The 23,868-nt window shown below is 67.2% G+C and carries 21 protein-coding genes and 2 pseudogenes; 2 read left to right on the top strand and 21 right to left on the bottom strand.

Annotated elements, in window-relative coordinates; genetic code table 11:
- Position 1: 1 nt before the first annotated feature.
- The 9 genes from rpsC to AC0665_RS01340 form a co-directional block, all read right to left on the bottom strand.
- Entirely contained in the window at positions 2 to 829 is an 828-nt protein-coding gene (gene rpsC, locus AC0665_RS01380) for a 30S ribosomal protein S3 (protein WP_030839666.1), read from the bottom strand.
- A complete protein-coding gene (gene rplV / locus AC0665_RS01375; protein WP_010036727.1) occupies positions 829 to 1,176 on the bottom strand; it encodes a 50S ribosomal protein L22 in 348 nt (115 codons plus the stop codon). The genes rpsC and rplV overlap by 1 nt, the downstream gene beginning before the upstream one ends.
- Before the next feature lie 42 nt (positions 1,177 to 1,218).
- Complete coding sequence (gene rpsS / locus AC0665_RS01370; RefSeq protein WP_003992359.1) at positions 1,219 to 1,500, bottom strand: 30S ribosomal protein S19; 282 nt, start codon at positions 1,498 to 1,500, stop codon at positions 1,219 to 1,221.
- 12 nt (positions 1,501 to 1,512) lie between these two features.
- Positions 1,513 to 2,349, bottom strand: coding sequence for a 50S ribosomal protein L2 (gene rplB, locus AC0665_RS01365; protein WP_145867745.1), 837 nt, complete (start codon positions 2,347 to 2,349; stop codon positions 1,513 to 1,515).
- 40 nt (positions 2,350 to 2,389) lie between these two features.
- Entirely contained in the window at positions 2,390 to 2,809 is a 420-nt protein-coding gene (gene rplW, locus AC0665_RS01360) for a 50S ribosomal protein L23 (RefSeq protein WP_283973837.1), read from the bottom strand.
- Entirely contained in the window at positions 2,809 to 3,465 is a 657-nt protein-coding gene (rplD, locus tag AC0665_RS01355) for a 50S ribosomal protein L4 (protein ID WP_361308544.1), read from the bottom strand. The genes rplW and rplD overlap by 1 nt, the downstream gene beginning before the upstream one ends.
- Before the next feature lie 7 nt (positions 3,466 to 3,472).
- On the bottom strand, positions 3,473 to 4,117 hold the full coding sequence (gene rplC / locus AC0665_RS01350; protein ID WP_102909540.1) for a 50S ribosomal protein L3: 645 nt from the start codon (positions 4,115 to 4,117) through the stop codon (positions 3,473 to 3,475).
- Between the two features lie 17 nt (positions 4,118 to 4,134).
- Complete coding sequence (rpsJ, locus tag AC0665_RS01345) at positions 4,135 to 4,443, bottom strand: 30S ribosomal protein S10 (protein ID WP_003948644.1); 309 nt, start codon at positions 4,441 to 4,443, stop codon at positions 4,135 to 4,137.
- A 661-nt stretch (positions 4,444 to 5,104) separates the two neighbouring features.
- The gene (locus tag AC0665_RS01340) at positions 5,105 to 5,572 is read right to left on the bottom strand and encodes a hypothetical protein (protein WP_478605197.1); all 468 of its coding nucleotides are present in this window, start codon (positions 5,570 to 5,572) and stop codon (positions 5,105 to 5,107) included.
- 393 nt (positions 5,573 to 5,965) lie between these two features.
- Here AC0665_RS01340 and AC0665_RS01335 point away from each other — a divergent pair, with 393 nt between their 5' ends.
- Complete coding sequence (locus AC0665_RS01335; RefSeq protein ID WP_478605199.1) at positions 5,966 to 7,354, top strand: S41 family peptidase; 1,389 nt, start codon at positions 5,966 to 5,968, stop codon at positions 7,352 to 7,354.
- Positions 7,355 to 7,452: 98 nt separating this feature from the next.
- Positions 7,453 to 7,897, top strand: a pseudogene (locus tag AC0665_RS01330) (transposase).
- An 18-nt stretch (positions 7,898 to 7,915) separates the two neighbouring features.
- On the opposite strand, the gene AC0665_RS01325 reads toward AC0665_RS01330, so the two are convergent.
- From AC0665_RS01325 to rpoB, 12 genes and pseudogenes are all read right to left on the bottom strand, one after another.
- Positions 7,916 to 8,761: a hypothetical protein gene (locus AC0665_RS01325; protein WP_478605202.1), complete on the bottom strand. Its 846-nt coding sequence runs from the start codon at positions 8,759 to 8,761 to the stop codon at positions 7,916 to 7,918.
- 90 nt (positions 8,762 to 8,851) lie between these two features.
- Positions 8,852 to 8,971 carry a hypothetical protein gene (locus AC0665_RS01320; protein WP_478605397.1) on the bottom strand — a complete coding sequence of 40 codons (120 nt, stop codon included), beginning with the start codon at positions 8,969 to 8,971 and terminating at the stop codon, positions 8,852 to 8,854.
- Positions 8,972 to 9,042: 71 nt separating this feature from the next.
- A pseudogene (locus AC0665_RS01315) lies at positions 9,043 to 9,231 on the bottom strand (Scr1 family TA system antitoxin-like transcriptional regulator); the annotation flags it as partial.
- A 47-nt stretch (positions 9,232 to 9,278) separates the two neighbouring features.
- Positions 9,279 to 9,998, bottom strand: coding sequence for a cation efflux transmembrane domain-containing protein (locus tag AC0665_RS01310; protein ID WP_478605204.1), 720 nt, complete (start codon positions 9,996 to 9,998; stop codon positions 9,279 to 9,281).
- Positions 9,998 to 10,333 (bottom strand): ArsR/SmtB family transcription factor, encoded by a 336-nt coding sequence (locus tag AC0665_RS01305; protein ID WP_468406661.1) that lies wholly within the window; start codon positions 10,331 to 10,333, stop codon positions 9,998 to 10,000. Before AC0665_RS01305 ends, AC0665_RS01310 begins: the two co-directional genes overlap by 1 nt.
- 153 nt (positions 10,334 to 10,486) lie before the next feature.
- On the bottom strand, positions 10,487 to 11,680 hold the full coding sequence (tuf, locus tag AC0665_RS01300) for an elongation factor Tu (protein WP_016434619.1): 1,194 nt from the start codon (positions 11,678 to 11,680) through the stop codon (positions 10,487 to 10,489).
- A 156-nt stretch (positions 11,681 to 11,836) separates the two neighbouring features.
- The gene (gene fusA / locus AC0665_RS01295) at positions 11,837 to 13,963 is read right to left on the bottom strand and encodes an elongation factor G (protein ID WP_363118620.1); all 2,127 of its coding nucleotides are present in this window, start codon (positions 13,961 to 13,963) and stop codon (positions 11,837 to 11,839) included.
- Positions 13,964 to 14,002: 39 nt separating this feature from the next.
- Positions 14,003 to 14,473: a 30S ribosomal protein S7 gene (gene rpsG / locus AC0665_RS01290; protein WP_003992340.1), complete on the bottom strand. Its 471-nt coding sequence runs from the start codon at positions 14,471 to 14,473 to the stop codon at positions 14,003 to 14,005.
- A gap of 2 nt (positions 14,474 to 14,475) precedes the next feature.
- A complete protein-coding gene (rpsL, locus tag AC0665_RS01285) occupies positions 14,476 to 14,847 on the bottom strand; it encodes a 30S ribosomal protein S12 (RefSeq protein WP_003948652.1) in 372 nt (123 codons plus the stop codon).
- 319 nt (positions 14,848 to 15,166) lie between these two features.
- Positions 15,167 to 15,721, bottom strand: a complete 555-nt coding sequence (locus AC0665_RS01280) for a DUF1707 and DUF4190 domain-containing protein (protein WP_478605209.1) — start codon at positions 15,719 to 15,721, stop codon at positions 15,167 to 15,169.
- A 242-nt stretch (positions 15,722 to 15,963) separates the two neighbouring features.
- The gene (locus AC0665_RS01275; protein WP_478605211.1) at positions 15,964 to 19,863 is read right to left on the bottom strand and encodes a DNA-directed RNA polymerase subunit beta'; all 3,900 of its coding nucleotides are present in this window, start codon (positions 19,861 to 19,863) and stop codon (positions 15,964 to 15,966) included.
- Between the two features lie 94 nt (positions 19,864 to 19,957).
- Positions 19,958 to 23,443 carry a DNA-directed RNA polymerase subunit beta gene (gene rpoB, locus AC0665_RS01270; protein ID WP_468406654.1) on the bottom strand — a complete coding sequence of 1,162 codons (3,486 nt, stop codon included), beginning with the start codon at positions 23,441 to 23,443 and terminating at the stop codon, positions 19,958 to 19,960.
- Between the last annotated feature and the right edge of the window lie 425 nt (positions 23,444 to 23,868).

The following is a 23,868-nucleotide window of genomic DNA, read 5'->3' as shown; positions in this document are numbered from 1 at the left end:
GTCAGGCCTCCGTTCCGGTGCTCTCAGCCGGAGCGGCGGCGGGAGCCTCGGCCTTGGGGGCCTCGGCGCCGGCAGCCTGCTGCGGCTTGCGACCGCGCCCGCCACGCTCGCCACCACGGCCACCACGGGCCGGGCGGTCGGCGCCGCCACGGGCCGGGCGGTTACCCGCACGGGCCGCAGCGTTCTCGGCGCGGACCTCGGCGATGTTCTTGACGTCGCCCTTGTAGATCCAGACCTTCACGCCGATGCGGCCGAAGGTCGTCTTGGCCTCGAAGAAGCCGTAGTCCACGTTCGCGCGGAGCGTGTGCAGGGGCACACGGCCCTCGCGGTAGAACTCCGAGCGGGACATCTCGGCGCCACCGAGGCGGCCACCGCACTGGATCTTGATGCCCTTGGCGCCGGCCTTCATCGCCGACTGCATGCTCTTGCGCATGGCACGGCGGAAGGAGACGCGGGAGGAGAGCTGCTCGGCGACGGCCTGGGCAACCAGCTGAGCGTCGGTCTCGGGGTTCTTGACCTCGAGGATGTTCAGCTGGACCTGCTTGCCGGTGAGCTTCTCGAGGTCACCGCGGATGCGGTCGGCCTCGGCGCCGCGGCGGCCGATGACGATGCCCGGACGAGCGGTGTGGATGTCCACACGCACGCGGTCACGGGTGCGCTCGATCTCGACCTTGGAGATGCCGGCGCGCTCCATGCCGGACGTCATCATCCGACGGATGGCGACGTCTTCCTTGACGTAGTCCTTGTACAGCTTGTCGGCGTACCAACGCGACTTGAAGTCGGTCGTGACACCGAGCCGGAACCCGTGCGGGTTTACCTTCTGGCCCATTACCGGGTTCCTTCCTTGCTGCTGACGACCACGGTGATGTGGCTGGTCCGCTTGCGGATCCGGTAGGCACGGCCCTGGGCCCGCGGACGGAACCGCTTCAGGGTCGGACCCTCGTCGACGTACGCCTCGGAGATGTAGAGGCTGTCGACATCGGTGTGGTCGTAGTTGTGCGCGGCGTTGGCAATGGCGCTGTCAAGCACCTTGCCGACCGGCACGCTCGCGGCCTGCGGGGCGAAACGCAGGACCGCCTGAGCCTCCGTGGCGTTGAGGCCACGGATGAGGTCCACCACGCGGCGGGCCTTCATGGGCGTGACGCGGATGTACCGCGCCTGGGCCCTGGCTTCCATGGTTGTCCTTCCAGTGTCTGTCATGGTCATTCCACCCCGCGCTTAGCGGCGCTTCGACTTCCGGTCGTCCTTGACGTGTCCCCGGAAGGTGCGGGTCGGCGAGAACTCGCCGAGCTTGTGGCCGACCATCGACTCGGTGACGAACACCGGAATGTGGGTCTTGCCGTTGTGCACCGCGAGCGTGTGGCCGAGCATGGCCGGCACGATCATCGAGCGACGGGACCAGGTCTTGATGACGTTCTTGGTGCCGGCTTCGTTCTGGGCGTCCACCTTCTTGATCAGGTGGTCGTCGACGAAGGGCCCCTTCTTCAAGCTACGAGGCATCTCAACCCGTCCTTAGCGCTTCTTGTTCGTCTTGCGGCGGCGGACGATGTACTTGTTCGACGCCTTCTTGGGCGAACGAGTACGGCCTTCCTTCTTGCCCCACGGGGACACCGGGTGACGACCACCCGAGGTACGGCCCTCGCCACCACCGTGCGGGTGGTCCACCGGGTTCATGACCACACCACGCACGGTCGGGCGAACGCCCAGCCAGCGCTTACGGCCCGCCTTACCCCAGTTGATGTTGCTCTGTTCGGCGTTGCCCACCTCGCCGACGGTGGCGCGGCAGCGCACGTCGACCAGGCGGATCTCACCGGACGGCATGCGCAGGTGGGCCATGGAGCCCTCCTTCGCGAGCAGCTGCACGGAGGCGCCGGCGGAGCGGGCGAACTTCGCGCCGCCGCCCGGACGCAGCTCGATGGCGTGCAGCGTGGTACCGACCGGGATGTTGCGCAGGGCAAGGTTGTTGCCCGGCTTGATGTCGGCCCCGGGACCGTTCTCGACGCGGTCACCCTGCTGCAGGTTGCGCGGGGCGAGGATGTAGCGCTTCTCGCCGTCGGCGTAGTGCAGCAGCGCGATGCGCGCGGTGCGGTTGGGGTCGTACTCGATGTGCGCGACCTTCGCCGGCACGCCGTCCTTGTCGTGACGACGGAAGTCGATCACGCGGTAGGCGCGCTTGTGGCCACCACCCTGGTGGCGGACGGTCACACGACCGGAGTTGTTACGGCCACCCTTGCTGTGCAGGGGGCGGACCAACGACTTCTCCGGCGTGGACCGCGTGACCTCGACGAAGTCGGCGACGCTCGAGCCACGACGGCCCGGCGTAGTCGGCTTGTACTTGCGGATTCCCATTTCTCAGTCCTCGTCCGATATCGGACGATCCGGACCGCCCTCAGGCGGTCGGACCGCCGAAGATGTCGATACGGTCGCCCTCAGCGAGGGTCACGATCGCGCGCTTGGTGGACGCGCGCTGGCCGAAGCCCGTGCGGGTCCGCTTGCGCTTGCCCTGGCGGTTGATCGTGTTGACCCCGGTGACCTTGACCGAGAAGACCGACTGCACGGCCTGCTTGATCTGGGTCTTGTTGGCGTTCGGGGCGACGATGAACGTGTACTTGCCCTCGTCGAGGAGCGCGTAGCTCTTCTCGGAGACGACCGGCTTGAGCAGCACGTCACGGGGGTCCGTGAAGGACTTGCTCAGCGGGGTCTCGACAGTGTTCTTGCCCTCGGCGGCGTGGCGGCGCGCCTTGGCGACGCGCGCGGCCTTGGCCTTCTTCGCCGCCTTGGAGGCGATAGCGGGGTGACGGATAGCCATCAGACCTCGCTCCCTTCGGTGTCATTGGCCTTCGGGCCGGACACGAAGGACTCGAAGGCGGCCTGGGTGAAGACCACGTCGTCCGAGACGAGAACGTCGTACGTGTTCAGCTGGCCCGGCTCCAGGATGTGGATCTGGGGCAGGTTGCGGGCGGACAGCCACGCGGCCTCGTCGGCGCGGTCGACGACCAGGAGCAGGTTCTTGCGCTCCGAGATCTTGCCGAACAGCGTCTTGGCGGCCTTCGTCGACGGGTTCTCACCCTCGACGACGCCGGAGACGACGTGGATGCGGTTGTGGCGGGCCCGGTCGGTGAGGGCGTGACGCAGCGCGGCAGCCTTCATCTTCTTGGGCGTCCGCTGCGAGTAGTCACGCGGCACGGGACCGTGCACGACGCCACCACCGGCGAACTGCGGCGCGCGGGTCGAGCCCTGACGGGCGCGACCGGTGCCCTTCTGGCGGTACGGCTTCTTGCCGCCACCACGGACTTCACCGCGACGCTTGGTCTTGTGCGTGCCCTGGCGGGCAGCGGCGTTCTGCGCGACGACGACCTGGTGGATCAGCGGAATGCTGATCTTCTCCACGCCGAAGATCTCCGCGGGGAGCTCGACGCTACCGGTCTTCTCGCCTGCAGGCGAAAGGATGTCAACAGTGCTCATCGGTACCTCAGGCCCCCTTGGCCGCGGTGCGGACCAGGACGAGGCCGCCGTTCGGACCGGGAACCGCGCCCTTGATGAGCAGCAGACCCTTCTCCGCGTCAACGGCGTGGACGGTCAGGTTCTGGGTGGTGACTCGCTCGTTGCCCATGCGACCCGCCATGCGGAGGCCCTTGAACACACGGCCCGGGGTGGCGCAGCCACCGATGGAACCGGGGGAGCGGTGCTTGCGCTGGGTGCCGTGTCCGGCGCCGAGGCCCTTGAAGTTGTGACGCTTCATGACACCGGCGAAGCCCTTGCCCTTGCTCTTGCCGGTCACGTCGACCTTGATGCCGGCCTCGAACACCTCAGCGGTGATCTCCTGGCCGAGGGTGTACTCGCTGGCGTCAGCGGTACGGATCTCGACGAGGTGGCGGCGGGGAGTGACGTCGGCCTTGGCGAAGTGGCCCTTGAGGGGCTTGTTCACCTTGCGCGGGTCGATCTCGCCGAACGCGATCTGGACGGACTCGTAGCCGTCGGTGTCGTTCGTACGGACCTGGGTGACGACGTTGGGGCCGGCCTTGACGACGGTGACCGGAACAACACGGTTGTTCGCGTCCCACACCTGCGTCATGCCGAGCTTCTCGCCCAGGATGCCCTTGATCTGCTTAGCCATCGTTCAGATCACCGGCCTCAGAGCTTGATCTCGATGTCGACACCGGCCGGGAGGTCGAGTCGCATCAGAGAGTCAACGGTCTTGGGGGTCGGGTCGAGGATGTCGATCAGGCGCTTGTGCGTGCGCATCTCGAAGTGCTCGCGCGAGTCCTTGTACTTGTGCGGCGACTTGATGACGCAGTACACGTTCTTCTCAGTGGGCAGCGGCACCGGGCCCGCGACCGACGCACCAGTGCGCGTCACCGTCTCGACGATCTTCTTGGCCGAAGAGTCGATGACTTCGTGGTCGTAGGCCTTGAGCCGGATGCGGATCTTCTGTCCCGCCATGGCTACTCAGTAGTCCTGTCTCTCTTACGCTCTGGAACCCGGCGGATTCCTTCTGCTGCCTTCGCTTCTCCGACCCACGCGGTCGGGCGTGTCGCGCTCCCGCTGACACAGATGTCCCTTGTTCGAACATCCCTGCTGGGAATGCACACGGCCTTTCCGGAACCGCAGGCCGGGGGCGAAGGCCCACCGGGTGCCTGGTCGGTGCCGCACTGACACTTCCCGGAAGATTCCCGTACGTCCGCCCCAGCGCTGCCGTGAGGCAGTTAGGGCGACGAGTACTGTGGGACTCGCTTCCGGTCCCCCCGGCGGGAGGCGCGCAGCATCAACACTCGACCGAGCAACTCGGACAGTCTGCCATATGGGGCAGGGCCGACGCCAATCGAGCCGAGGAGAATACCCCGGGGGTGACGAAGGTCAAACGCCCGGCCGGACGAACCCGGACCTCTCCCCCTCGATGAGTCGCTCCGGTTCTGCGTCGTGGGCCCGGTGGCCTACCTTCCCCGCCGGGCGCGTCGAGCGCCGACCGCGGCAGAACCGACAGGTGGAGGACCCGCCGCACGCCTGGGCAACCGGGCCGGCTGAAGATCGGCCCTGCTCGATCCGGCCCATGTACCGTGCCGACCGGGAGCTGGGGATCGCCGAGAGGCGTACGTTCTTTCTGTCAGCGCCGCCGCAGAGCCTTCCAGGCGTCACTGACCGCGTAGGCGGCCTCCAGCCGCCAGGTCTCCAGCTTGTCCTGGACCTTTGACACGGCCTTCCACGCTTTCAGCCACAACGGCAGCTGCCGGAACGGCACATAGTCGAGGGTGTCGTCGATGGCGTTCACAGCGAACCCCTTGCGGCCGGGGCCTTCCGCCCGCAGCGCGGCGTAGAGCTCTGGCGTCAGCTCGCCGTTGATTCGTGCCGCTGTACCGGCCGCGGTGAACGCGAACGAGCGCTGAGTGACGTCCGGCAGCCGCATCGCCCGGACGATCCGGGGCGACGCATCCTCCAGCGAGCAGTTGAAGGCCAGCCCGATAACCGCCGTCCCGAGAGAACGCTCGCCACGCTCGAAGGCCGCATCCACCTCGGCGGGGTCGTCGATACCCAACAGACCCTCGCCGCTCTCCCAGTCCCATCCGGACGCCATGACCGGTCTTTCCTCCCCCTCCCGTCACCCGTCGCACTTGGGCGGGAACACCTGCTGCTCTTGTTATTAATCATTCCGGCCCTGACAAGCTTGGTCAGGTGGTTCGCGGACCGCCAGGCGATCAGGCCGTGCGTTCCGACGAGTTCGTCAAACGGTGAGCCCTTCGGAGGTGCCGGGCGGTCGGGATGGGTGACGAAGTCGATGTCCGCGTCCGCAAGCGGATCCCCGCCCGGAAGGCGGTTTGGGGTGATCCGCACTGTAGTTGCCGCCCCGGCTCCATATCCGTTCCGGGGGCCACCCCCACCCCCGTCCACCGGCCCACCGGATGGCCCGCCCCCGCTCCCCCGGGCACCGTAGGGGCACACCACCGACCACACCACCGGGGGATTCACCATGCGCACCGCCACCGCCACCGCCACCGCCTTGGTCCTGGCCCTCGCCGCAGCAGCCGCAGTGCCCGCCACGGCCGTCTCCACCCCCGGCAGGCCGGGTACCGACGGCCTCTGGCGCATGGACGGCTACGGCACCGTCCTCTCCCTCGACGGCGACACCCTCCAGGAGTTCCAGACGACGTCCGTCAGCTGCATCGAGGGCGACACGGCCCGCCGGACCGCCCCCGGCACGTACGCGGCCGGAGACGGCACCACACTGACCGTCCGGCCAGGCCCCGGCGGGAGCCGCGCCACTCTCGGTTACGACACCTCGGTCGGGCACCGCTCGCTACGGCGGATCCAGAAACTGCCGGCCGACTGCACCCGGCCCTCCCCCAAGGATCCCCGCGCCGCCTTCGACGTCTTCTGGCACTCCTTCGCCGAGAACTACCCCTTCTTCGCGGCGAAGCGTGTGGACTGGCAGGACATGCGCCACCGGTACCGGCCGAAGGTCCACTCGGACACCAGCCGTGAGGAGCTCTTCCGGATCTTCAGCGACATGGTCCGGCCGTTGTACGACGCCCATGTCGCCGTCCTGGACGGGGACCGGGTCTTCGCCCAGGTGCGTCCCGGCACCGAGATGCCCAGCCCTCAACTCGACGCCAGGGTCAAGAAGTTCATCACCGAGCGCGACCTCGAGGGCGCCCCGTACCGCCAGGACTTCGCCAACGGCCGGATCACCTACGCCGACCTCCCCGGCGGCGCGGCCCAGGGCTACCTCCGCATCTCCGGCTTCGCCGGCTACACCGCCGAGGACGCCCCCTACCCCGCCCACCTCGCCGAGCTGGACAAGGCCCTGGACGCCGTCCTCACCACGGACCGCACCCGGCGCCTCAAGGGCCTGATCATCGACCTGCGCATCAACGGCGGCGGCTCCGACGCCCTCGGCATCCCCCTCGCCGAGCGCCTCACCCACAGGCCCTACGTCGCCTACGCCAAGCGCGCCCGCAACCACCCCACCGACCCGGACCGGCACACCCGCCCCGAGCCCATCCGGGTCGTACCGGCCGACGGGCCCCGCTACACCGGGCCCATCGCCGTACTGACCTCGGGCACGACCGTCAGCGCGGGTGAGACCTTCACCCAGGCCCTGATCGACCGGCCGGGCGGCACGGTCCGTATCGGGCAGCCGACCCAGGGTGTGTTCTCCGATGTCATGCAGCGCACTCTGCCCAACGGCATGACGGCGATCCTCCCGAACGAGGAGTTCCTGAACCGGTCGGGCCGGACCTACGACGGCACGGGCATCCCGCCCCACCTGACCGAACCGGTGTTCACAAAGGAGGAGTTCACCGAGAAGCGCGACTCGGCGTTCGACCGCGCGGTACGCGTCCTGCGGAATGACGGCTAGACGGCTAGACGGCTAGACGGCTAGACGGCTAGAGATCTTTAAGGGTGCGGGTTATGTGCGGCCGTGACGGCTGCCGTGGGTCGCGCTATGCCGTAGGGATGAGGTGTCCCGATGGCGGAGGGCTGACGGCTGAGGAGCGAGTTCGGCGTGAGCGGGTCCGGCTGGCGGCCGCTGATCTGATCGAGGCCGGGGCCAGTGACCGGGAGGTGGCCCGGCAATTCAGGGTGACCCGGATGTCGGTGAACCGCTGGCCGCGGGCGCTGGCTTCGGGAGGTCGGCAGGCCTTGGTGCCAAGGGGCCCGGTGGTGCCCGCTACAAGCTCGATTCGCGCTGACCGGTTACCAGCTGCCTCCGTACTCACCCGAGTTCAACCCGGTCGAGGGTGTCTGGTCACACCTGAAACGGTCACTGGCCAACCTCACCAAACACAGCCTCAGCCAGCTCACCACGCTGGTGAAGACCCGGCTCAAACGGATGCAGTACCGACCCGGCCTCATTGACAGCCTCATCGCCAAGACCGGCCTCGACCTCCGACCGCCGTAACCTCAGCCATTGAAAATTCTAGAACGGCAGTACCAGCAGCCTGATCAGCCACAAAAGCGTCGGAAGGCAGAAGATGACACCCCACACACCGGCCGCCAGGAATGCGGCCAGGGCGACTCCCAGCCAGGCGATGCGGGTTGGCGCGAGCACGCGCGAGGGGTCCTGCGGGTCGTATCGAATCTCATCCCGGCGGCCTCGCACTTGCCCGTGCGCCGTGATCTTCCGGCCCTTGAGCGTGCGGAAGTGGACGATGTAGGCGCTGGTGGCCTCGCTGTACGGGTCGGACTCGAACCGCGCCCGCACCGTGATGCCTCGCCGCCACATCACCCACCGCGTGTCCAGCTCGGCCATGCCCACCCAAAGGCGCAGCAAGGCGATGCCCGGCGGCAGCATCAGCCAGGCGATGGGTCCGAGAAAACGGGGCTCCACCGGCAGCCACACGGCCAGGGGGAGCCCCAGAAGGACGTACCACAGGGCACGCCGCCACCAAGGGCTGCCGTTCCGTACCCGATCACGCAGACCCGCCAGGGCCTGCAGGGGCCACACGCGCACCGACTGCCGCCGGATCGACTGCCCGTTCCCCGCAGCCCCCGCGTCGCTCATGATCGCTTCAATCTCGGCGCCGAGCGCGGCAACCGCCGCCGTATTGCGATGGCGGACCGTCAAGGCCGCGTCGGCCTGCGCCTCCTCGAAGAGGCCCACGGCCAGCGACTGCCCGGCGACCTCGACCTGACGGATCTGCGACCCCGGCACGGTGACGGTCGTACGCCCCCGCCTCCAGTGCAGCGCACCGCGCTGCACCCACACCCGGGTGCGGCCAGTGGCCAGGACAACCCCTGCCGACACAGGGTTCGACTCCCCCACGGCGCTCATCCTAGACGTGTCAGGAGGCAGATACGCCCTGACCGTCAGGGGAATGGCTTCGCATCCCGTAACCCCAGCCATTGAAGATCTCTAGACGGTAGACGGAGGCCAGGAACTCCGACCAGGCCTGCGGCGCAAGCGCGAGCCGGGGCCTTCGGCGTGGGTGGAGTCCCGGACGTGGATGGTGCCCGCGTCGAGGGCTGTGGCGATCTCGACGCAGGAGTCGCCGTCCGGGCCACTGCTCTAGCTGCTCTTGAACCACGCCGGTTCAGCGTTGCGGATCATGTCTCTCCCCGCGGTTGCTCGATGAAGGCCAACGACTCTCGCAGGGGAAGGGCCTGAGCTCGGATGGTGCCGTAGCGCAGTTCGAGGATCCGGATGTGCTTCGGATCAGTGGTCGGCCGGCCGGTGAACGCGCCGTCGGACCGGCCCACCGCGGTGCCGTCCCCGAATTTCAGCACCTCGATCCTCCAGGCCGCAGGGCGACGACAGGGCACGAACGCCTCGCCGGTCGGGCTCAGGTGCAGCAGTCGCATCCGGGGCGGCAGCCGCACGCGTCCGCGTCCACCCCGGCCGAGGCCGTCGCCGTCGCCGTCGGGGGCATGGGTGCGCAGCATCCCTTCCCCTGCCAGGCGTCGCGCCCCTCCTTGCCTGCGATGGCGGCAATGACGAGCGCGGCGAACGGGTCGGCCCAGGACCAGCCGAAGGTGGCATTGAGGAGCAGGCCGACGAGGAGCACGGCGGAGAGGTACGTGCACAGCAGGGTCTGCTTGGAGTCCGCCACGGCCGACGCGGAACCGAGTTCGCGTCCGGCGCGGCGCTGCGCGGCGGACAGGAACGGCATGATCGCGAGCGACAGGGCTGCCAGCACGATGCCGGTGATGGAGCGGTCGGCATCGCCGGCGCCGGCCAGGGCACGGATCGCGTCGACACTCACGTAGGCGGCAAGGGCGAAGAAGGAGACCGCGATGATCCGCAGGGTGGTCTTCTCCCGAGCCTCACGGACGGCGTGGTCGGCCGCGGAGAACTGCCAGGCGACCGCGGCGGCGGAGGAGACCTCGATGACGGAGTCGAGACCGAAGCCGATCAGCGCGGTGGAGGAGGCGGTCGCGCCGGCCACGAGGGCGACGATCGCCTCGACGACGTTGTAGGCGATCGTCGCGGCCACCAGCAGCCGTATCCGGCGGGTGAGCGTATCGCGGCGGGCCGGGGACGGCCCCGGGGACAGGGCCACCATCAGCAGCAGCCCTCCGTGGCGGCGTCCGGGCAGGTCCTGTCCTCCTCGACCGCGACCACCACGGCGAGCAGCTGGTCGAGCGCGTGGCCGAGACGTTCGTCGGCGAGCTCGTAGCGGGTGCGCCGCCCGTCCGGGACGGTCACCACGAGGCCGCAGTCCCGCAGGCACGCCAGATGGTTGGAGAGCCGGGTGCGGGAGACGCCGAGCGCGTCGGCGAGGTCGGCGGGGTAGGCGGGGGCTCGGCGCAGCGCGAGGAGGATCCGGCAACGGATCGGGTCGGCGAGCGCGCGGCCGAAGCGGGCCAGCACATCGATGTCGGAAGCAACGGTCAGCACCCCGCCACAGTACAGCGAACCCTGAATTCAGGAAACCATGAACCATGAGGGCAGAATTTGGCCCGACCAACGGCAAAAGGGCCCGCACGACCGAAGTCGTGCGGGCCCCTTCGAGCCACTCAGGTCAGTGGACCCTCAAGCCAGTCCGAGGACTCACTTGTTGATCTTGGTGACCTGGCCGGCGCCCACGGTCCGGCCACCCTCACGGATGGCGAACTTCAGGCCCTCTTCCATGGCGACGGGCTGGATGAGCTCCACCTTCATCTCGGTGTTGTCACCCGGCATGACCATCTCGGTGCCCTCGGGGAGGGTCACCACGCCGGTCACGTCCGTCGTACGGAAGTAGAACTGCGGGCGGTAGTTGTTGAAGAACGGCGTGTGGCGGCCACCCTCGTCCTTGGACAGGATGTAGGCCTGCGCCTCGAACTCGGTGTGCGGGGTGACCGAGCCCGGCTTGATGATGACCTGGCCGCGCTCGACGTCCTCGCGCTTGATGCCACGGAGGAGCAGACCGACGTTCTCACCGGCCTGGCCCTCGTCGAGCAGCTTGCGGAACATCTCGATGCCGGTGACCGTGGTGGTGGTCTTCTCCGGCTTGATGCCCACGATGTCGACGGTCTCGTTGACCTTGAGGACACCACGCTCGATACGGCCGGTGACGACCGTACCGCGACCGGTGATCGTGAAGACGTCCTCGATCGGCATGAGGAACGGCTTGTCGACGTCACGCTCGGGCTGCGGGATGTTCTCGTCCACGGCCTTCATGAGCTCGAGGACGGAGTTGCCCCACTCCTTGTCGCCCTCGAGGGCCTTGAGCGCCGAGACCTTGACGACCGGCAGGTCGTCGCCCGGGAACTCGTACTCGGAGAGGAGCTCACGGACCTCGAGCTCGACGAGCTCCAGGATCTCCTCGTCGTCCACCATGTCGGCCTTGTTCAGCGCGACGACGATGTACGGAACGCCGACCTGGCGGGCCAGGAGCACGTGCTCCTTGGTCTGCGGCATCGGGCCGTCGGTGGCGGCGACCACGAGGATGGCGCCGTCCATCTGCGCCGCACCCGTGATCATGTTCTTGATGTAGTCCGCGTGACCGGGGCAGTCGACGTGGGCGTAGTGACGCGTCTCGGTCTGGTACTCGACGTGCGCGATGGAGATGGTGATACCGCGCTGGCGCTCTTCAGGAGCCTTGTCGATCTGGTCGAAGGCCGAGGCCTCGTTCAGGTCCGGGTACGCGTCGTGCAGCACCTTGGTAATGGCGGCCGTGAGGGTCGTCTTACCGTGGTCGATGTGACCGATGGTGCCGATGTTGACGTGCGGCTTAGTCCGCTCGAACTTCGCCTTCGCCACTGGGGTCCTCCTGGGGAGTGGTTCTGGTACGCCTTACTCATCGGCGCCAGGTGATCTTTGCTGGAAAGCCCGGGCCCCGGGGCACTCTCACCGCGATCGCGGCGGAATGCCCCTCAAGGCTCCGGAGTCAAGCCTACGGCGTGTAGACGCGGTGCGTTACTCGCCCTTGGCCTTCGCGATGATCTCCTCGGCGACGTTCCGCGGAACCTCGGCGTAGGAGTCGAACTGCATGGAGTAGCTCGCACGGCCGGACGTCTTGCTGCGCAGGTCGCCGACGTAGCCGAACATCTCCGAAAGGGGCACGAGGCCCTTCACGACGCGGGCACCGGCCCGCTCCTCCATGGCCTGGATCTGACCACGGCGGGAGTTGATGTCGCCGATGACCTCACCCATGTAGTCCTCGGGCGTGGTGACCTCGACGGCCATCATCGGCTCGAGCAGCACGGGGCTGGCCTTGCGCGCGGCCTCCTTGAAGGCCTGCGAGCCGGCGATCTTGAACGCGAGCTCGGAGGAGTCGACCTCGTGGTAGCCACCGTCGATGAGCGTCACGCGGACGCCCGTCATCTCGTAGCCCGCGAGGATGCCGAACTGCATGGCCTCCTGCGCACCGGCGTCCACCGAAGGGATGTACTCCTTCGGGATACGGCCACCGGTGACCTTGTTCACGAACTCGTACGAGGCGTCGCCGCCCTCGATCGGCTCGATCGCGATCTGCACCTTGGCGAACTGGCCGGTACCACCAGTCTGCTTCTTGTGCGTGTAGTCGACGCGCTCGACGGCCTTGCGGATCGTCTCACGGTAGGCGACCTGCGGCTTACCGACGTTGGCCTCGACCTTGAACTCACGGCGCATACGGTCGACCAGCACCTCGAGGTGCAGTTCGCCCATACCACCGATGATGGTCTGGCCGGTCTCCTCGTCCGAGTGAACCTGGAAGGACGGGTCCTCCTCGGCCAGGCGCTGGATCGCGACGCCCAGCTTCTCCTGGTCACCCTTCGACTTGGGCTCGATGGCGACCTGGATGACCGGCGCCGGGAAGTCCATGGACTCCAGGATGACCGGGTTCTTGTCGTCGGACAGCGTCTCACCGGTGGTGGTCTGCTTCAGGCCCATCACGGCGACGATGTCGCCGGCGCCCACCGAGTCGATCTCCTCACGCTTGTTCGCGTGCATGCGGTAGATCTTGCCGATGCGCTCCTTCTTGCCCTTGACGGAGTTCAGCACCGCGGTGCCGGACTCCAGGCGGCCCGAGTAAACCCGGACGAAGGTGAGCTTACCGAGGTGCGGGTCGCTCATGATCTTGAACGCGAGCGCGGCGAGGGGCTCGTCCTCCGACGGCTTGCGCGCGACGACCAGCTCCGGGTCCTTGACGTCGTGGCCCTCGATGGCCTCGACGTCGAGCGGAGTCGGCAGGTAGCGCACGACCGCGTCGAGCAGGGGCTGAACGCCCTTGTTCTTGAACGCGGTGCCGCAGAACACGGGGGTGACGGTGGTGCCGCCGCCCTTGCCGGACGCGATCGTGATACGGCGGATCGCGGCGTAGAGCTGCTCCACGGTGGGCTCGGTGCCCTCCAGGTACAGCTCCATCAGCTCTTCGTCGTTCTCGGCGACGGCCTCGAGCAGCTTGCCGCGGTACTCCTCGGCAGCCTCGGCGTGGGTGTCCGGGATGTCGACGGTGTCGTACATCTCGCCCTTGGTCGCCTCGGCGGACCAGACCAGGGCCTTCATCGTCACGAGGTCGATGACGCCCTTGAAGTCCGCCTCCGCACCGATCGGCAGCTGCATGACCAGCGGCTGCGCGCCCAGGCGGTCCGAGATCATGTCCACGCAGCGGTGGAACTCGGCGCCGGTACGGTCCAGCTTGTTGACGAAGCAGATACGCGGCACACCGTAACGGTCGGCCTGACGCCACACCGTCTCGGACTGCGGCTCGACACCGGCGACACCGTCGAACACCGTCACGGCACCGTCGAGCACGCGCAGGGAGCGCTCCACCTCGACGGTGAAGTCGACGTGACCCGGGGTGTCGATGATGTTGATGGTGTAGTCGTTGTCCTCGAGCGGCCAGTGACAGGTGGTCGCAGCAGACGTGATCGTGATGCCACGCTCCTGCTCCTGCTCCATCCAGTCCATGGTGGCAGCGCCGTCGTGGACCTCACCGATCTTGTACGACACGCCCGTGTAGAACAGGATCCGCTCGGTGGTGGTCGTCTTGCCCGCGTCGATGTGGGCCATGATCCCGATGTTGCGGACCTTGGCCAGGTCAAGTGAAGTGGTAGCCATAAGGCTTCAGTCTTCTCTCGGTCTCGATGTGGGTAGCGACTACCAGCGGTAGTGCGCGAAGGCCTTGTTGGACTCGGCCATCTTGTGGGTGTCCTCGCGCTTCTTCACAGCGGCACCGAGGCCGTTGGACGCGTCGAGAAGCTCGTTGAGCAGACGCTCGGTCATGGTCTTCTCGCGACGGGCGCGGGAGTAACCGACCAGCCAGCGCAGCGCGAGCGTGTTGGCGCGACCGGGCTTGACCTCGATCGGAACCTGGTACGTCGCACCACCGACACGGCGGGACTTGACCTCGAGGGTCGGCTTGATGTTCTCCAGCGCGCGCTTCAGCGTGATGATCGGGTCGTTGCCCGTCTTCTCACGCAGACCCTCCATGGCGCCGTAGACGATGCGCTCGGCGGTGGAGCGCTTGCCGTTCAGCAGCACCTTGTTGATGAGGGAGGTCACCAGAGGAGAACCGTAGACCGGGTCGATGATGACCGGGCGCTTCGGGGCGGGGCCCTTACGAGGCATTCTTACTTCTCCTTCTTGGCGCCGTAGCGGGAACGGGCCTGCTTGCGGTTCTTGACACCCTGGGTGTCGAGGGAGCCACGGATGATCTTGTAACGAACACCCGGCAGGTCCTTCACACGGCCGCCGCGCACGAGCACGATGGAGTGCTCCTGCAGGTTGTGTCCCTCACCCGGAATGTAAGCGGTGACCTCGATCCCGCTGGTCAGACGCACACGCGCGACCTTACGCAGGGCCGAGTTCGGCTTCTTCGGGGTGGTCGTGAACACACGCGTGCAGACGCCACGACGCTGAGGGGAACCCTCGAGTGCGGGCGTCTTGTTCTTCTCGACCTTGTCCTGCCGGCCCTTACGGACCAGCTGCTGGATCGTAGGCACTACTTCTCCGGTTTCTGTGTGCCGAATGGTAAAGCTAACCTGGAACAACTCCGACCCACGCGGTCGGGTGTGTCGAACCCGCGGACTTCCGCCGCGAGGCAGAAACAGCGCAGATTACGGTGGCCGGCGTCGACTCGCCGTGCGGTTCATGGCACACACGCGAGCCAGGGCACACCCCAGGCACAAGGTCTGAGCGTACCTACCGCATTCGCTGCGGTCAAAACAAATGGGCACCGCCCGCATCGTCACGCGGGACATGTCAAGCCCCCCGGCCGTTGTCGATCTTCATTTCGACGGCCTGTGTCCGATATGCACACGTTCACGATGCTACGACGGACACCACCGTCAGCAACACCAGAACGAGTGCCCAGCCAGCGGTGGACAACCACCCGAGCACCAGCCCGGTCAGCGCAAGCCCGTCCCCCAGCTCCCCGCGGCTGCGGATCTCGGCCCGGGCCACATGCCCCAGCACCACGGCCGGGATCCCGGTCAGCCCCATGGTCGGCACGCACAGCAGCCCGCACACGCCGGCCGCGACGGCCTTGGCGTTGGTCCGGGGCCGATGCAGGGGCAGGAAGGGCGGCGGCACCGGCACCGCAGGGGCCGGCTGAGGCAGCGGTCCCTGCGGCAGGTCCGCGACGAGCAGGGCCAGCTCCCCCACGGTCCGCGCCCCGTAGGCCCGCCCCACCCGCTTCTCGAACTCCTCCCGCTCCATCCGCCCCTCGCCGTACCCGGCTCTGAGCACGTCCACGGCCCGCTCCCGATCGGCGTGCGACGCGAGCATGGACGGGGCACCGGAGCCCTGCCAGGGCTGCCAGGACGGATAGTGCGGCTGCGACACGGAGCACCTCCCCGGAGGCCGGAGTCCTTCCATGATGCGCCGAGCGCGCCGTTGTGGCACGGGTGCGTCCGGAACGGGGCGTCACCTGTCCGCCGGACGGCCCACTGACGCCCTGCCGCGCCGTGACCGGCCACCGACGCGCCGGCGGGCCCCGCACGCGCCGAGGGACCCGCCCTGGCGGCGTCCGGGCCCGTCCCGCTCCGGCTCCTGGCACGCGAGAACGCCGAAGGGCGGCCACCCCGCAGGGTGACCGCCCTTCGCATCAAGCGACTCGCTTACTGGTTGTACGGACCGTAGTCGTAGTCCTCCAGCGGAACGGCCTGGCCGGAGCCCGTGCCGAACGGCGAGTAGTCGATGTCGTCGTAGCCGACGGCCGAGTACATCGCGGCCTTGGCCTCCTCGGTCGGCTCGACCCGGATGTTGCGGTAGCGGGACAGACCCGTACCGGCCGGGATGAGCTTACCGATGATGACGTTCTCCTTGAGGCCGATGAGGCTGTCGGACTTGGCGTTGATCGCCGCGTCCGTCAGGACTCGGGTCGTCTCCTGGAAGGAGGCGGCCGACAGCCAGGATTCCGTCGCCAGCGAGGCCTTGGTGATACCCATGAGCTGCGGACGACCCGAAGCCGGGTGACCACCCTCCTGGACCACACGACGGTTCTCGGTCTCGAACTTCGAGCGCTCGACCAGCTCACCGGGCAGCAGCTCGGCGTCGCCGGACTCGATGATCGTCACACGGCGCAGCATCTGCCGGATGATGATCTCGATGTGCTTGTCGTGGATCGACACACCCTGCGAGTTGTAGACCTTCTGGACCTCGCCGACCAGGTGGACCTGGACGGCACGCTGGCCCAGGATGCGCAGCACGTCGTGCGGGTTGGTGGCACCCACGGTGAGCTTCTGGCCCACCTCGACGTGCTCGCCCTCGCTGACCAGGAGACGGGCGCGCTTCGAGATCGGGTAGGCCGTCTCGTCGCTGCCGTCGTCCGGGGTGACGACGATCTTCTTGGTCTTCTCGGTCTCCTCGATCCGCACGCGGCCCTGGGCCTCGGAGATCGGGGCGACACCCTTCGGGGTACGGGCCTCGAAGAGCTCGACGACACGCGGCAGACCCTGGGTGATGTCGTCACCGGCCACACCACCGGTGTGGAAGGTACGCATCGTCAGCTGGGTACCGGGCTCACCGATGGACTGGGCGGCGATGATGCCGACCGCCTCACCGATGTCGACCAGCTTGCCGGTGGCCAGCGAACGGCCGTAGCACATCGCGCAGGTGCCGACGGCGGACTCGCAGGTCAGGACCGAGCGGGTCTTGACCTCCTCGACGCCGCGCTGCACGAGCTCCTCGATGAGGACGTCGCCCAGGTCGGTACCGGCCGGGGCCAGCACCTGCCCGTCGACGACGATGTCCTCGGCGAGGCAGCGCGCGTACACGGAGGTCTCGACGTCCTCCGTCTTGACCAGCGTGCCCTCGGCGTTCCGGTCGGCGATCTTCAGACGCAGACCGCGCTCGGTGCCGCAGTCCTCCTCGCGAATGATGACGTCCTGGGAGACGTCGACCAGACGACGCGTGAGGTAACCCGAGTCGGCGGTACGCAGAGCGGTGTCCGCCAGACCCTTACGGGCACCGTGGGTGGAGATGAAGTACTCCAGCACGGACAGGCCCTCACGGAAGGACGCCTTGATCGGACGCGGGATCGTCTCGTTCTTCGCGTTCGACACCAGACCACGCATACCGGCGATCTGACGCATCTGCATCATGTTGCCTCGTGCACCCGAGTTCACCATCATGAAGATCGGGTTGGTCTTCGGGAAGTTGTCGTTCATCGCCTCGGCGACCTCGTTGGTCGCCTTGGTCCAGATCGCGATGAGCTCCTGCGTGCGCTCGTCCTTGGTGATCAGACCGCGCTCGTACTGCTTCTGGACCTTCTCGTCCTGCGCCTCGTAGCCCTTGACGATCTCCTTCTTCGCCTCGGGAACGACGACGTCGGAGATGGCCACGGTCACGCCGGAACGGGTGGCCCAGTAGAAGCCGGCCGCCTTCAGGTTGTCGAGCGTCGCCGCCACGATGACCTTGGGGTAGCGCTCGGCGAGGTCGTTGACGATCTCGGAGAGCTGCTTCTTGCCGACCTCGTAGTCGACGAACGGGTAGTCCTCGGGCAGCAGCTCGTTGAAGAGCGCGCGGCCCAGGGTGGTGTTCAGGCGGAAGGTGTCACCCTGCTGCCACTCCGGCTCGCCCTCCTCACGCGCCGGCGGGGTCCAGCCACGCGGCGGGATGGTGCCGACCGGGAAGCGGACGTCGATCCTCGACTGGAGCGACAGCTCGCCCGCGTCGAAGGCCATGATCGCCTCGGCGACCGAGGCGAAGGAACGGCCCTCACCCTTGAGCTCGCGCATCTCGCCGTCGGTGGTGAGGAAGAACAGACCGAGGACCATGTCCTGGGTCGGCATCGTCACCGGACGGCCGTCGGCGGGCTTGAGGATGTTGTTCGAGGACAGCATCAGGATGCGGGCCTCGGCCTGCGCCTCCGCGGACAGCGGCAGGTGCACGGCCATCTGGTCACCGTCGAAGTCCGCGTTGAACGCGGTGCACACGAGCGGGTGGATCTGGATGGCCTTGCCCTCGACCAGCTGCGGCTCGAAGGCCTGGATGCCGAGGCGGTGCAGCGTGGGCGCACGGTTCAGCAGAACCGGGTGCTCCGCGATGACCTCTTCCAGCACGTCGTACACGACCGTGCGGCCGCGCTCGACCATGCGCTTGGCGCTCTTGATGTTCTGCGCGTGGTTCAGGTCGACCAGGCGCTTCATCACGAACGGCTTGAAGAGCTCCAGCGCCATCGCCTTCGGCAGACCGCACTGGTGCAGCTTCAGCTGCGGACCGACGACGATCACGGAACGCGCGGAGTAGTCCACACGCTTACCGAGCAGGTTCTGACGGAAGCGACCCTGCTTACCCTTCAGCATGTCGCTGAGGGACTTCAGCGGGCGGTTACCGGGACCGGTGACCGGACGGCCACGGCGGCCGTTGTCGAACAGCGCGTCGACGGCCTCCTGGAGCATGCGCTTCTCGTTGTTCACGATGATCTCGGGCGCACCGAGGTCGAGAAGGCGCTTCAGTCGGTTGTTCCGGTTGATCACACGGCGGTACAGGTCGTTCAGGTCGGAAGTCGCGAAGCGGCCACCGTCCAGCTGCACCATCGGTCGGAGGTCCGGCGGGATGACCGGCACGCAGTCGAGCACCATGCCCTTGGGGCTGTTGCTGGTCTGCAGGAACGCGGAGACGACCTTCAGGCGCTTGAGCGCACGGGTCTTCTTCTGGCCCTTGCCGGTACGGATGATCTCGCGGAGACGCTCGGCCTCCTCGTCGAGGTCGAAGGACTCCAGGCGCTTCTGCAGCGCCGCGGCACCCATCGAACCGTCGAAGTACGTGCCGAAGCGGTCACGCAGCTCGCGGTAGAGCAGCTCGTCGCCCTCCAGGTCCTGGACCTTGAGGTTCTTGAAGCGGTTCCACACCTCGTCGAGGCGGTCGATCTCGCGCTGCGCACGGTCGCGCAGCTGCTTCATCTCACGCTCGGCACCCTCGCGCACCTTGCGGCGCACGTCCGCCTTGGCGCCCTCGGCCTCCAGCTCGGCCAGGTCGGTCTCGAGCTTCTTGGCGCGGGCCTCCAGGTCGGCGTCGCGGCGCTGCTCGATCTGCTGGCGCTCGACGGAGACGTGGGCCTCCAGCGAGGGCAGGTCGCGCGTACGGCGCTCCTCGTCGACGTACGTGATCATGTACGCCGCGAAGTAGATGACCTTCTCGAGGTCCTTGGGAGCCAGGTCGAGCAGGTAGCCCAGCCGGCTCGGGACACCCTTGAAGTACCAGATGTGGGTGACCGGGGCGGCGAGCTCGATGTGGCCCATCCGCTCACGGCGCACCTTGGCGCGCGTCACCTCGACGCCGCAGCGCTCACAGATGATGCCCTTGAAGCGGACACGCTTGTACTTGCCGCAGTAGCACTCCCAGTCCCGGGTCGGACCGAAGATCTTCTCGCAGAAGAGTCCGTCCTTTTCGGGCTTGAGCGTGCGGTAGTTGATCGTCTCGGGCTTCTTGACCTCGCCGTGGCTCCACTGACGGATGTCGTCAGCGGTGGCCAGACCGATCCGGAGCTCGTCGAAGAAGTTGACGTCGAGCACTATGCGTCAATCCCTCTCAGGGTTGTAAGTCATGGGGTCTGATACGGGGGTCCTGGGGCCGGAGGCCTTCATGAAGAAGGCCTCCGAACTCCCGTCAGACCTCTTCGACGCTGCTCGGCTCACGCCGGGACAGGTCGATGCCAAGCTCCTCCGCAGCGCGGAAGACGTCCTCGTCGGTGTCGCGCATCTCGATGGACATGCCGTCCGAGGACAGCACCTCCACGTTGAGGCACAGGGACTGCATCTCCTTGATGAGCACCTTGAAGGACTCGGGGATGCCAGGCTCGGGGATGTTCTCGCCCTTGACGATGGCCTCGTAGACCTTCACGCGGCCGGTGACGTCGTCGGACTTGATGGTCAGCAGCTCCTGGAGGGCGTAGGCGGCGCCGTAAGCCTCCAGCGCCCACACCTCCATCTCACCGAAGCGCTGGCCACCGAACTGGGCCTTACCACCCAGCGGCTGCTGGGTGATCATCGAGTACGGACCGGTCGACCGGGCGTGCAGCTTGTCGTCGACCAGGTGGTGCAGCTTGAGGATGTACATGTAGCCGACCGAGATCGGCTCCGGGAACGGCTCGCCGGAGCGGCCGTCGAACAGCGGCGCCTTACCGGTCGGGAGCACCATGCGCTCGCCGTCCCGGTTCGGGATGGTGTGGTTGAGCAGACCGGCCAGCTCGTCCTCACGCGCACCGTCGAAGACGGGGGTGGCGACGTTGGTACCCGGGGCGACCTGGTCGGCCTCGATGGCCTGCAGGCGCTGCGCCCAGTCGTCCGCGAGGCCGGAGACGTCCCAGCCGCGGCTGGCGAGCCAGCCGAGGTGGATCTCCAGCACCTGTCCCGGGTTCATTCGGGACGGCACACCGAGCGGGTTGAGGATGATGTCGACCGGGGTGCCGTCCTCCAGGAACGGCATGTCCTCGATCGGCAGGATCTTCGAGATGACGCCCTTGTTGCCGTGACGGCCGGCGAGCTTGTCACCGTCGGTGATCTTGCGCTTCTGCGCCACGTACACGCGCACCAGCTGGTTCACACCGGGGGGAAGCTCGTCGCCCTCCTCGCGGTCGAAGACGCGGACGCCGATGACCTTGCCGATCTCGCCGTGCGGCACCTTCAGCGAGGTGTCACGGACCTCGCGGGCCTTCTCACCGAAGATGGCGCGCAGCAGGCGCTCCTCCGGCGTCAGCTCGGTCTCACCCTTGGGCGTGACCTTGCCGACGAGGATGTCGCCGGCGACGACCTCGGCACCGATGCGGATGATGCCGCGCTCGTCGAGGTCGGCGAGGACCTCCTCGGAGACGTTCGGGATGTCCCGGGTGATCTCCTCGGGGCCGAGCTTGGTGTCACGGGCGTCGACCTCGTGCTCCTCGATGTGGATCGAGGAGAGGACGTCGTCCTGCACGAGGCGCTGCGACAGGATGATCGCGTCCTCGTAGTTGTGACCCTCCCACGGCATGAACGCCACGAGCAGGTTCTTGCCCAGCGCCATCTCGCCGTTCTGGGTGGCCGGACCGTCGGCCAGGACCTGGCCCTCGATGATCCGGTCGCCCTCGTTGACGATGACCTTCTGGTTGACCGAGGTGCCCTGGTTGGAGCGGGCGAACTTGGCCAGGCGGTACGTGATGTACGTGCCGTCGTCGTTGGCGGTGGTGATGTAGTCCGCGGAGACCTCCTGGACCACACCCGCCTTCTCGGCCTTGACCACGTCGCCGGCGTCGACGGCGGAGCGGTACTCCATGCCGGTACCGACGAGCGGGGCCTCGGACTTAATCAGCGGCACGGCCTGACGCATCATGTTCGCGCCCATGAGGGCACGGTTGGCGTCGTCGTGCTCGAGGAAGGGGATCATGGCCGTCGCGACCGACACCATCTGGCGCGGCGAGACGTCCATGTAGTCCACGTCCTCGCCGGTGACGTAGTCGACCTCGCCGCCCTTGCGGCGGACGAGCACCCGGGCCTCGGCGAAGCGGAGGTCATCCGTCAGCTGCGCGTTGGCCTGCGCGATGACGAAGCGGTCCTCCTCGTCGGCGGTCAGGTAGTCGACGTCGTCGGTGACCTGGCCGTCGATGACCTTGCGGTAGGGGGTCTCGACGAAACCGAACGCGTTGACCCGGCCGTAGGAGGCGAGCGAGCCGATCAGACCGATGTTCGGGCCTTCGGGCGTCTCGATCGGGCACATGCGGCCGTAGTGCGAGGGGTGCACGTCACGGACCTCGAAGCCGGCCCGCTCACGGGAGAGACCACCCGGGCCAAGAGCCGACAGACGGCGCTTGTGGGTGAGACCCGACAGCGGGTTGTTCTGGTCCATGAACTGCGACAGCTGGCTGGTGCCGAAGAACTCCTTGATGGAGGCGACGACCGGCCGGATGTTGATCAGGGTCTGCGGCGTGATCGCCTCGACGTCCTGGGTCGTCATCCGCTCGCGGACGACACGCTCCATACGCGCCAGACCCGTGCGGACCTGGTTCTGGATGAGCTCGCCGACGCTGCGCAGGCGGCGGTTGCCGAAGTGGTCGATGTCGTCGGTCTCGACGACGATGTTCGTGCCACTGTCGCCGACCGTCTCGGTCTCGCCCGCGTGCAGCTTCACCAGGTACTTGATCGTCGAGATGATGTCCTCGACGGTCAGGATGCCCGCGTCCAGCGGAGCGTCCGCACCCAGCTTCTTGTTGACCTTGTAGCGGCCGACCTTGGCCAGGTCGTAGCGCTTGGGGTTGAAGTAGAGGTTCTCGAGCAGCGTCTGCGCGGCCTCACGCGTGGGGGGCTCGCCCGGACGCAGCTTGCGGTAGATGTCGAGCAGCGCGTCGTCCTGGCCCTGGGTGTGGTCCTTCTCCAGGGTGGCGCGCATGGACTCGTACTCGCCGAACTCCTCGAGGATCTGCTCGGTGGTCCAGCCGAGCGCCTTGAGCAGGACGGTAACGGACTGCTTGCGCTTGCGGTCGATGCGGACACCGACCATGTCGCGCTTGTCGATCTCCATCTCCAGCCAGGCACCCCGGGAGGGGATGATCTTGGCGGAGAAGATGTCCTTGTCGGACGTCTTGTCGATCGAGGAATCGAAGTAGACACCGGGCGAACGGACGAGCTGCGACACCACGACACGCTCGGTGCCGTTGATGACGAAGGTGCCCTTGTTCGTCATGAGCGGGAAGTCGCCCATGAAGACCGTCTGGGACTTGATCTCGCCGGTCTCGTTGTTGGTGAACTCAGCGGTGACGAAGAGCGGAGCCGCGTACGTGAAGTCGCGGTCCTTGCACTCGTCGATGGAGTTCTTCGGCGGCTCGAAGCGGTGGTCGCGGAAGGTCAGCGACATCGACCCGCTGAAGTCCTCGATCGGGGAGATCTCCTCGAAGATCTCCTCGAGCCCGGACTTGGTGGGGACGTCCTGACCGTTCTCGAGAGCCTCCTCGACCCGACTCTGCCAGGCGGTGTTGCCGAGCAGCCAGTCGAAGCTCTCGGTCTGCAGCGCGAGCAGGTTCGGAACCTCGAGAGGCTCCTTGATCTTTGCAAAAGAGATGCGCAGCGGGGCAGTGCTGGCGGCGTTGTTCGTATTCGCGGTCGAGGCGTTGCGCGAGGCGGCCAAGAGGGGGTCCTTCCGAGGGCTCGGACTCACTACGCGCGTACCGGCCCCTCTCCCGTACACGGAGACAAGCCGCGTGGATCCGGCCGAAAGGCCAGGTCAACAAGTCTTGTCATCGATGCTCGGGCGAGGGCAGACCCCTGGTGACGGGCAGGGGACAGCTAACAGGCAGCGCAAAGGGTCAGTGTAGCCACTTGGCCCACTGATGTCCAGTGCGGGTCGTGAAACCCGTGTTCACCCTCGTTGTTCCACTCCTGCGACACGGCGCTGCCCTCAACGCACGTTGATACTGCCCTCTTCGTCGCCGATCCATGCCTCGGATTCGGATCCTGTGACGACGCGTCCTGAGAATTGCGCGCTGCGTGCGGTTCGTCAAGGCCCCCCTGCCCGATCCGGAGCCGCCCGGAGACACGACGAAGATCACCATA

It is taken from the genome of Streptomyces sp. NPDC043685, assembly GCF_056436585.1.
Note: the sequence above shows the minus strand (reverse complement) of the source record. Positions and strands in the feature narration are given on the sequence as shown.

Excerpts from the sequence above, each read along its gene's own strand:
- rplD (WP_361308544.1), bottom strand. The coding sequence starts at position 3,465 with ATGAGCACTGTTGACATCCTTTCGCCTGCAGGCGAGAAGACCGGTAGC.
- AC0665_RS01310 (WP_478605204.1), bottom strand. The coding sequence starts at position 9,998 with ATGGTGGCCCTGTCCCCGGGGCCGTCCCCGGCCCGCCGCGATACGCTC.
- rplW (WP_283973837.1), bottom strand. The coding sequence starts at position 2,809 with ATGGCTATCCGTCACCCCGCTATCGCCTCCAAGGCGGCGAAGAAGGCC.
- fusA (WP_363118620.1), bottom strand. The coding sequence starts at position 13,963 with ATGGCTACCACTTCACTTGACCTGGCCAAGGTCCGCAACATCGGGATC.
- AC0665_RS01340 (WP_478605197.1), bottom strand. The coding sequence starts at position 5,572 with ATGGCGTCCGGATGGGACTGGGAGAGCGGCGAGGGTCTGTTGGGTATC.
- AC0665_RS01280 (WP_478605209.1), bottom strand. The coding sequence starts at position 15,721 with ATGGAAGGACTCCGGCCTCCGGGGAGGTGCTCCGTGTCGCAGCCGCAC.
- rplB (WP_145867745.1), bottom strand. The coding sequence starts at position 2,349 with ATGGGAATCCGCAAGTACAAGCCGACTACGCCGGGCCGTCGTGGCTCG.
- rpsG (WP_003992340.1), bottom strand. The coding sequence starts at position 14,473 with ATGCCTCGTAAGGGCCCCGCCCCGAAGCGCCCGGTCATCATCGACCCG.
- rpsJ (WP_003948644.1), bottom strand. The coding sequence starts at position 4,443 with ATGGCGGGACAGAAGATCCGCATCCGGCTCAAGGCCTACGACCACGAA.
- rplV (WP_010036727.1), bottom strand. The coding sequence starts at position 1,176 with ATGGAAGCCAGGGCCCAGGCGCGGTACATCCGCGTCACGCCCATGAAG.
- rpsC (WP_030839666.1), bottom strand. The coding sequence starts at position 829 with ATGGGCCAGAAGGTAAACCCGCACGGGTTCCGGCTCGGTGTCACGACC.
- rplC (WP_102909540.1), bottom strand. The coding sequence starts at position 4,117 with ATGGCTAAGCAGATCAAGGGCATCCTGGGCGAGAAGCTCGGCATGACG.
- rpsS (WP_003992359.1), bottom strand. The coding sequence starts at position 1,500 with ATGCCTCGTAGCTTGAAGAAGGGGCCCTTCGTCGACGACCACCTGATC.
- AC0665_RS01335 (WP_478605199.1), top strand. The coding sequence starts at position 5,966 with ATGCGCACCGCCACCGCCACCGCCACCGCCTTGGTCCTGGCCCTCGCC.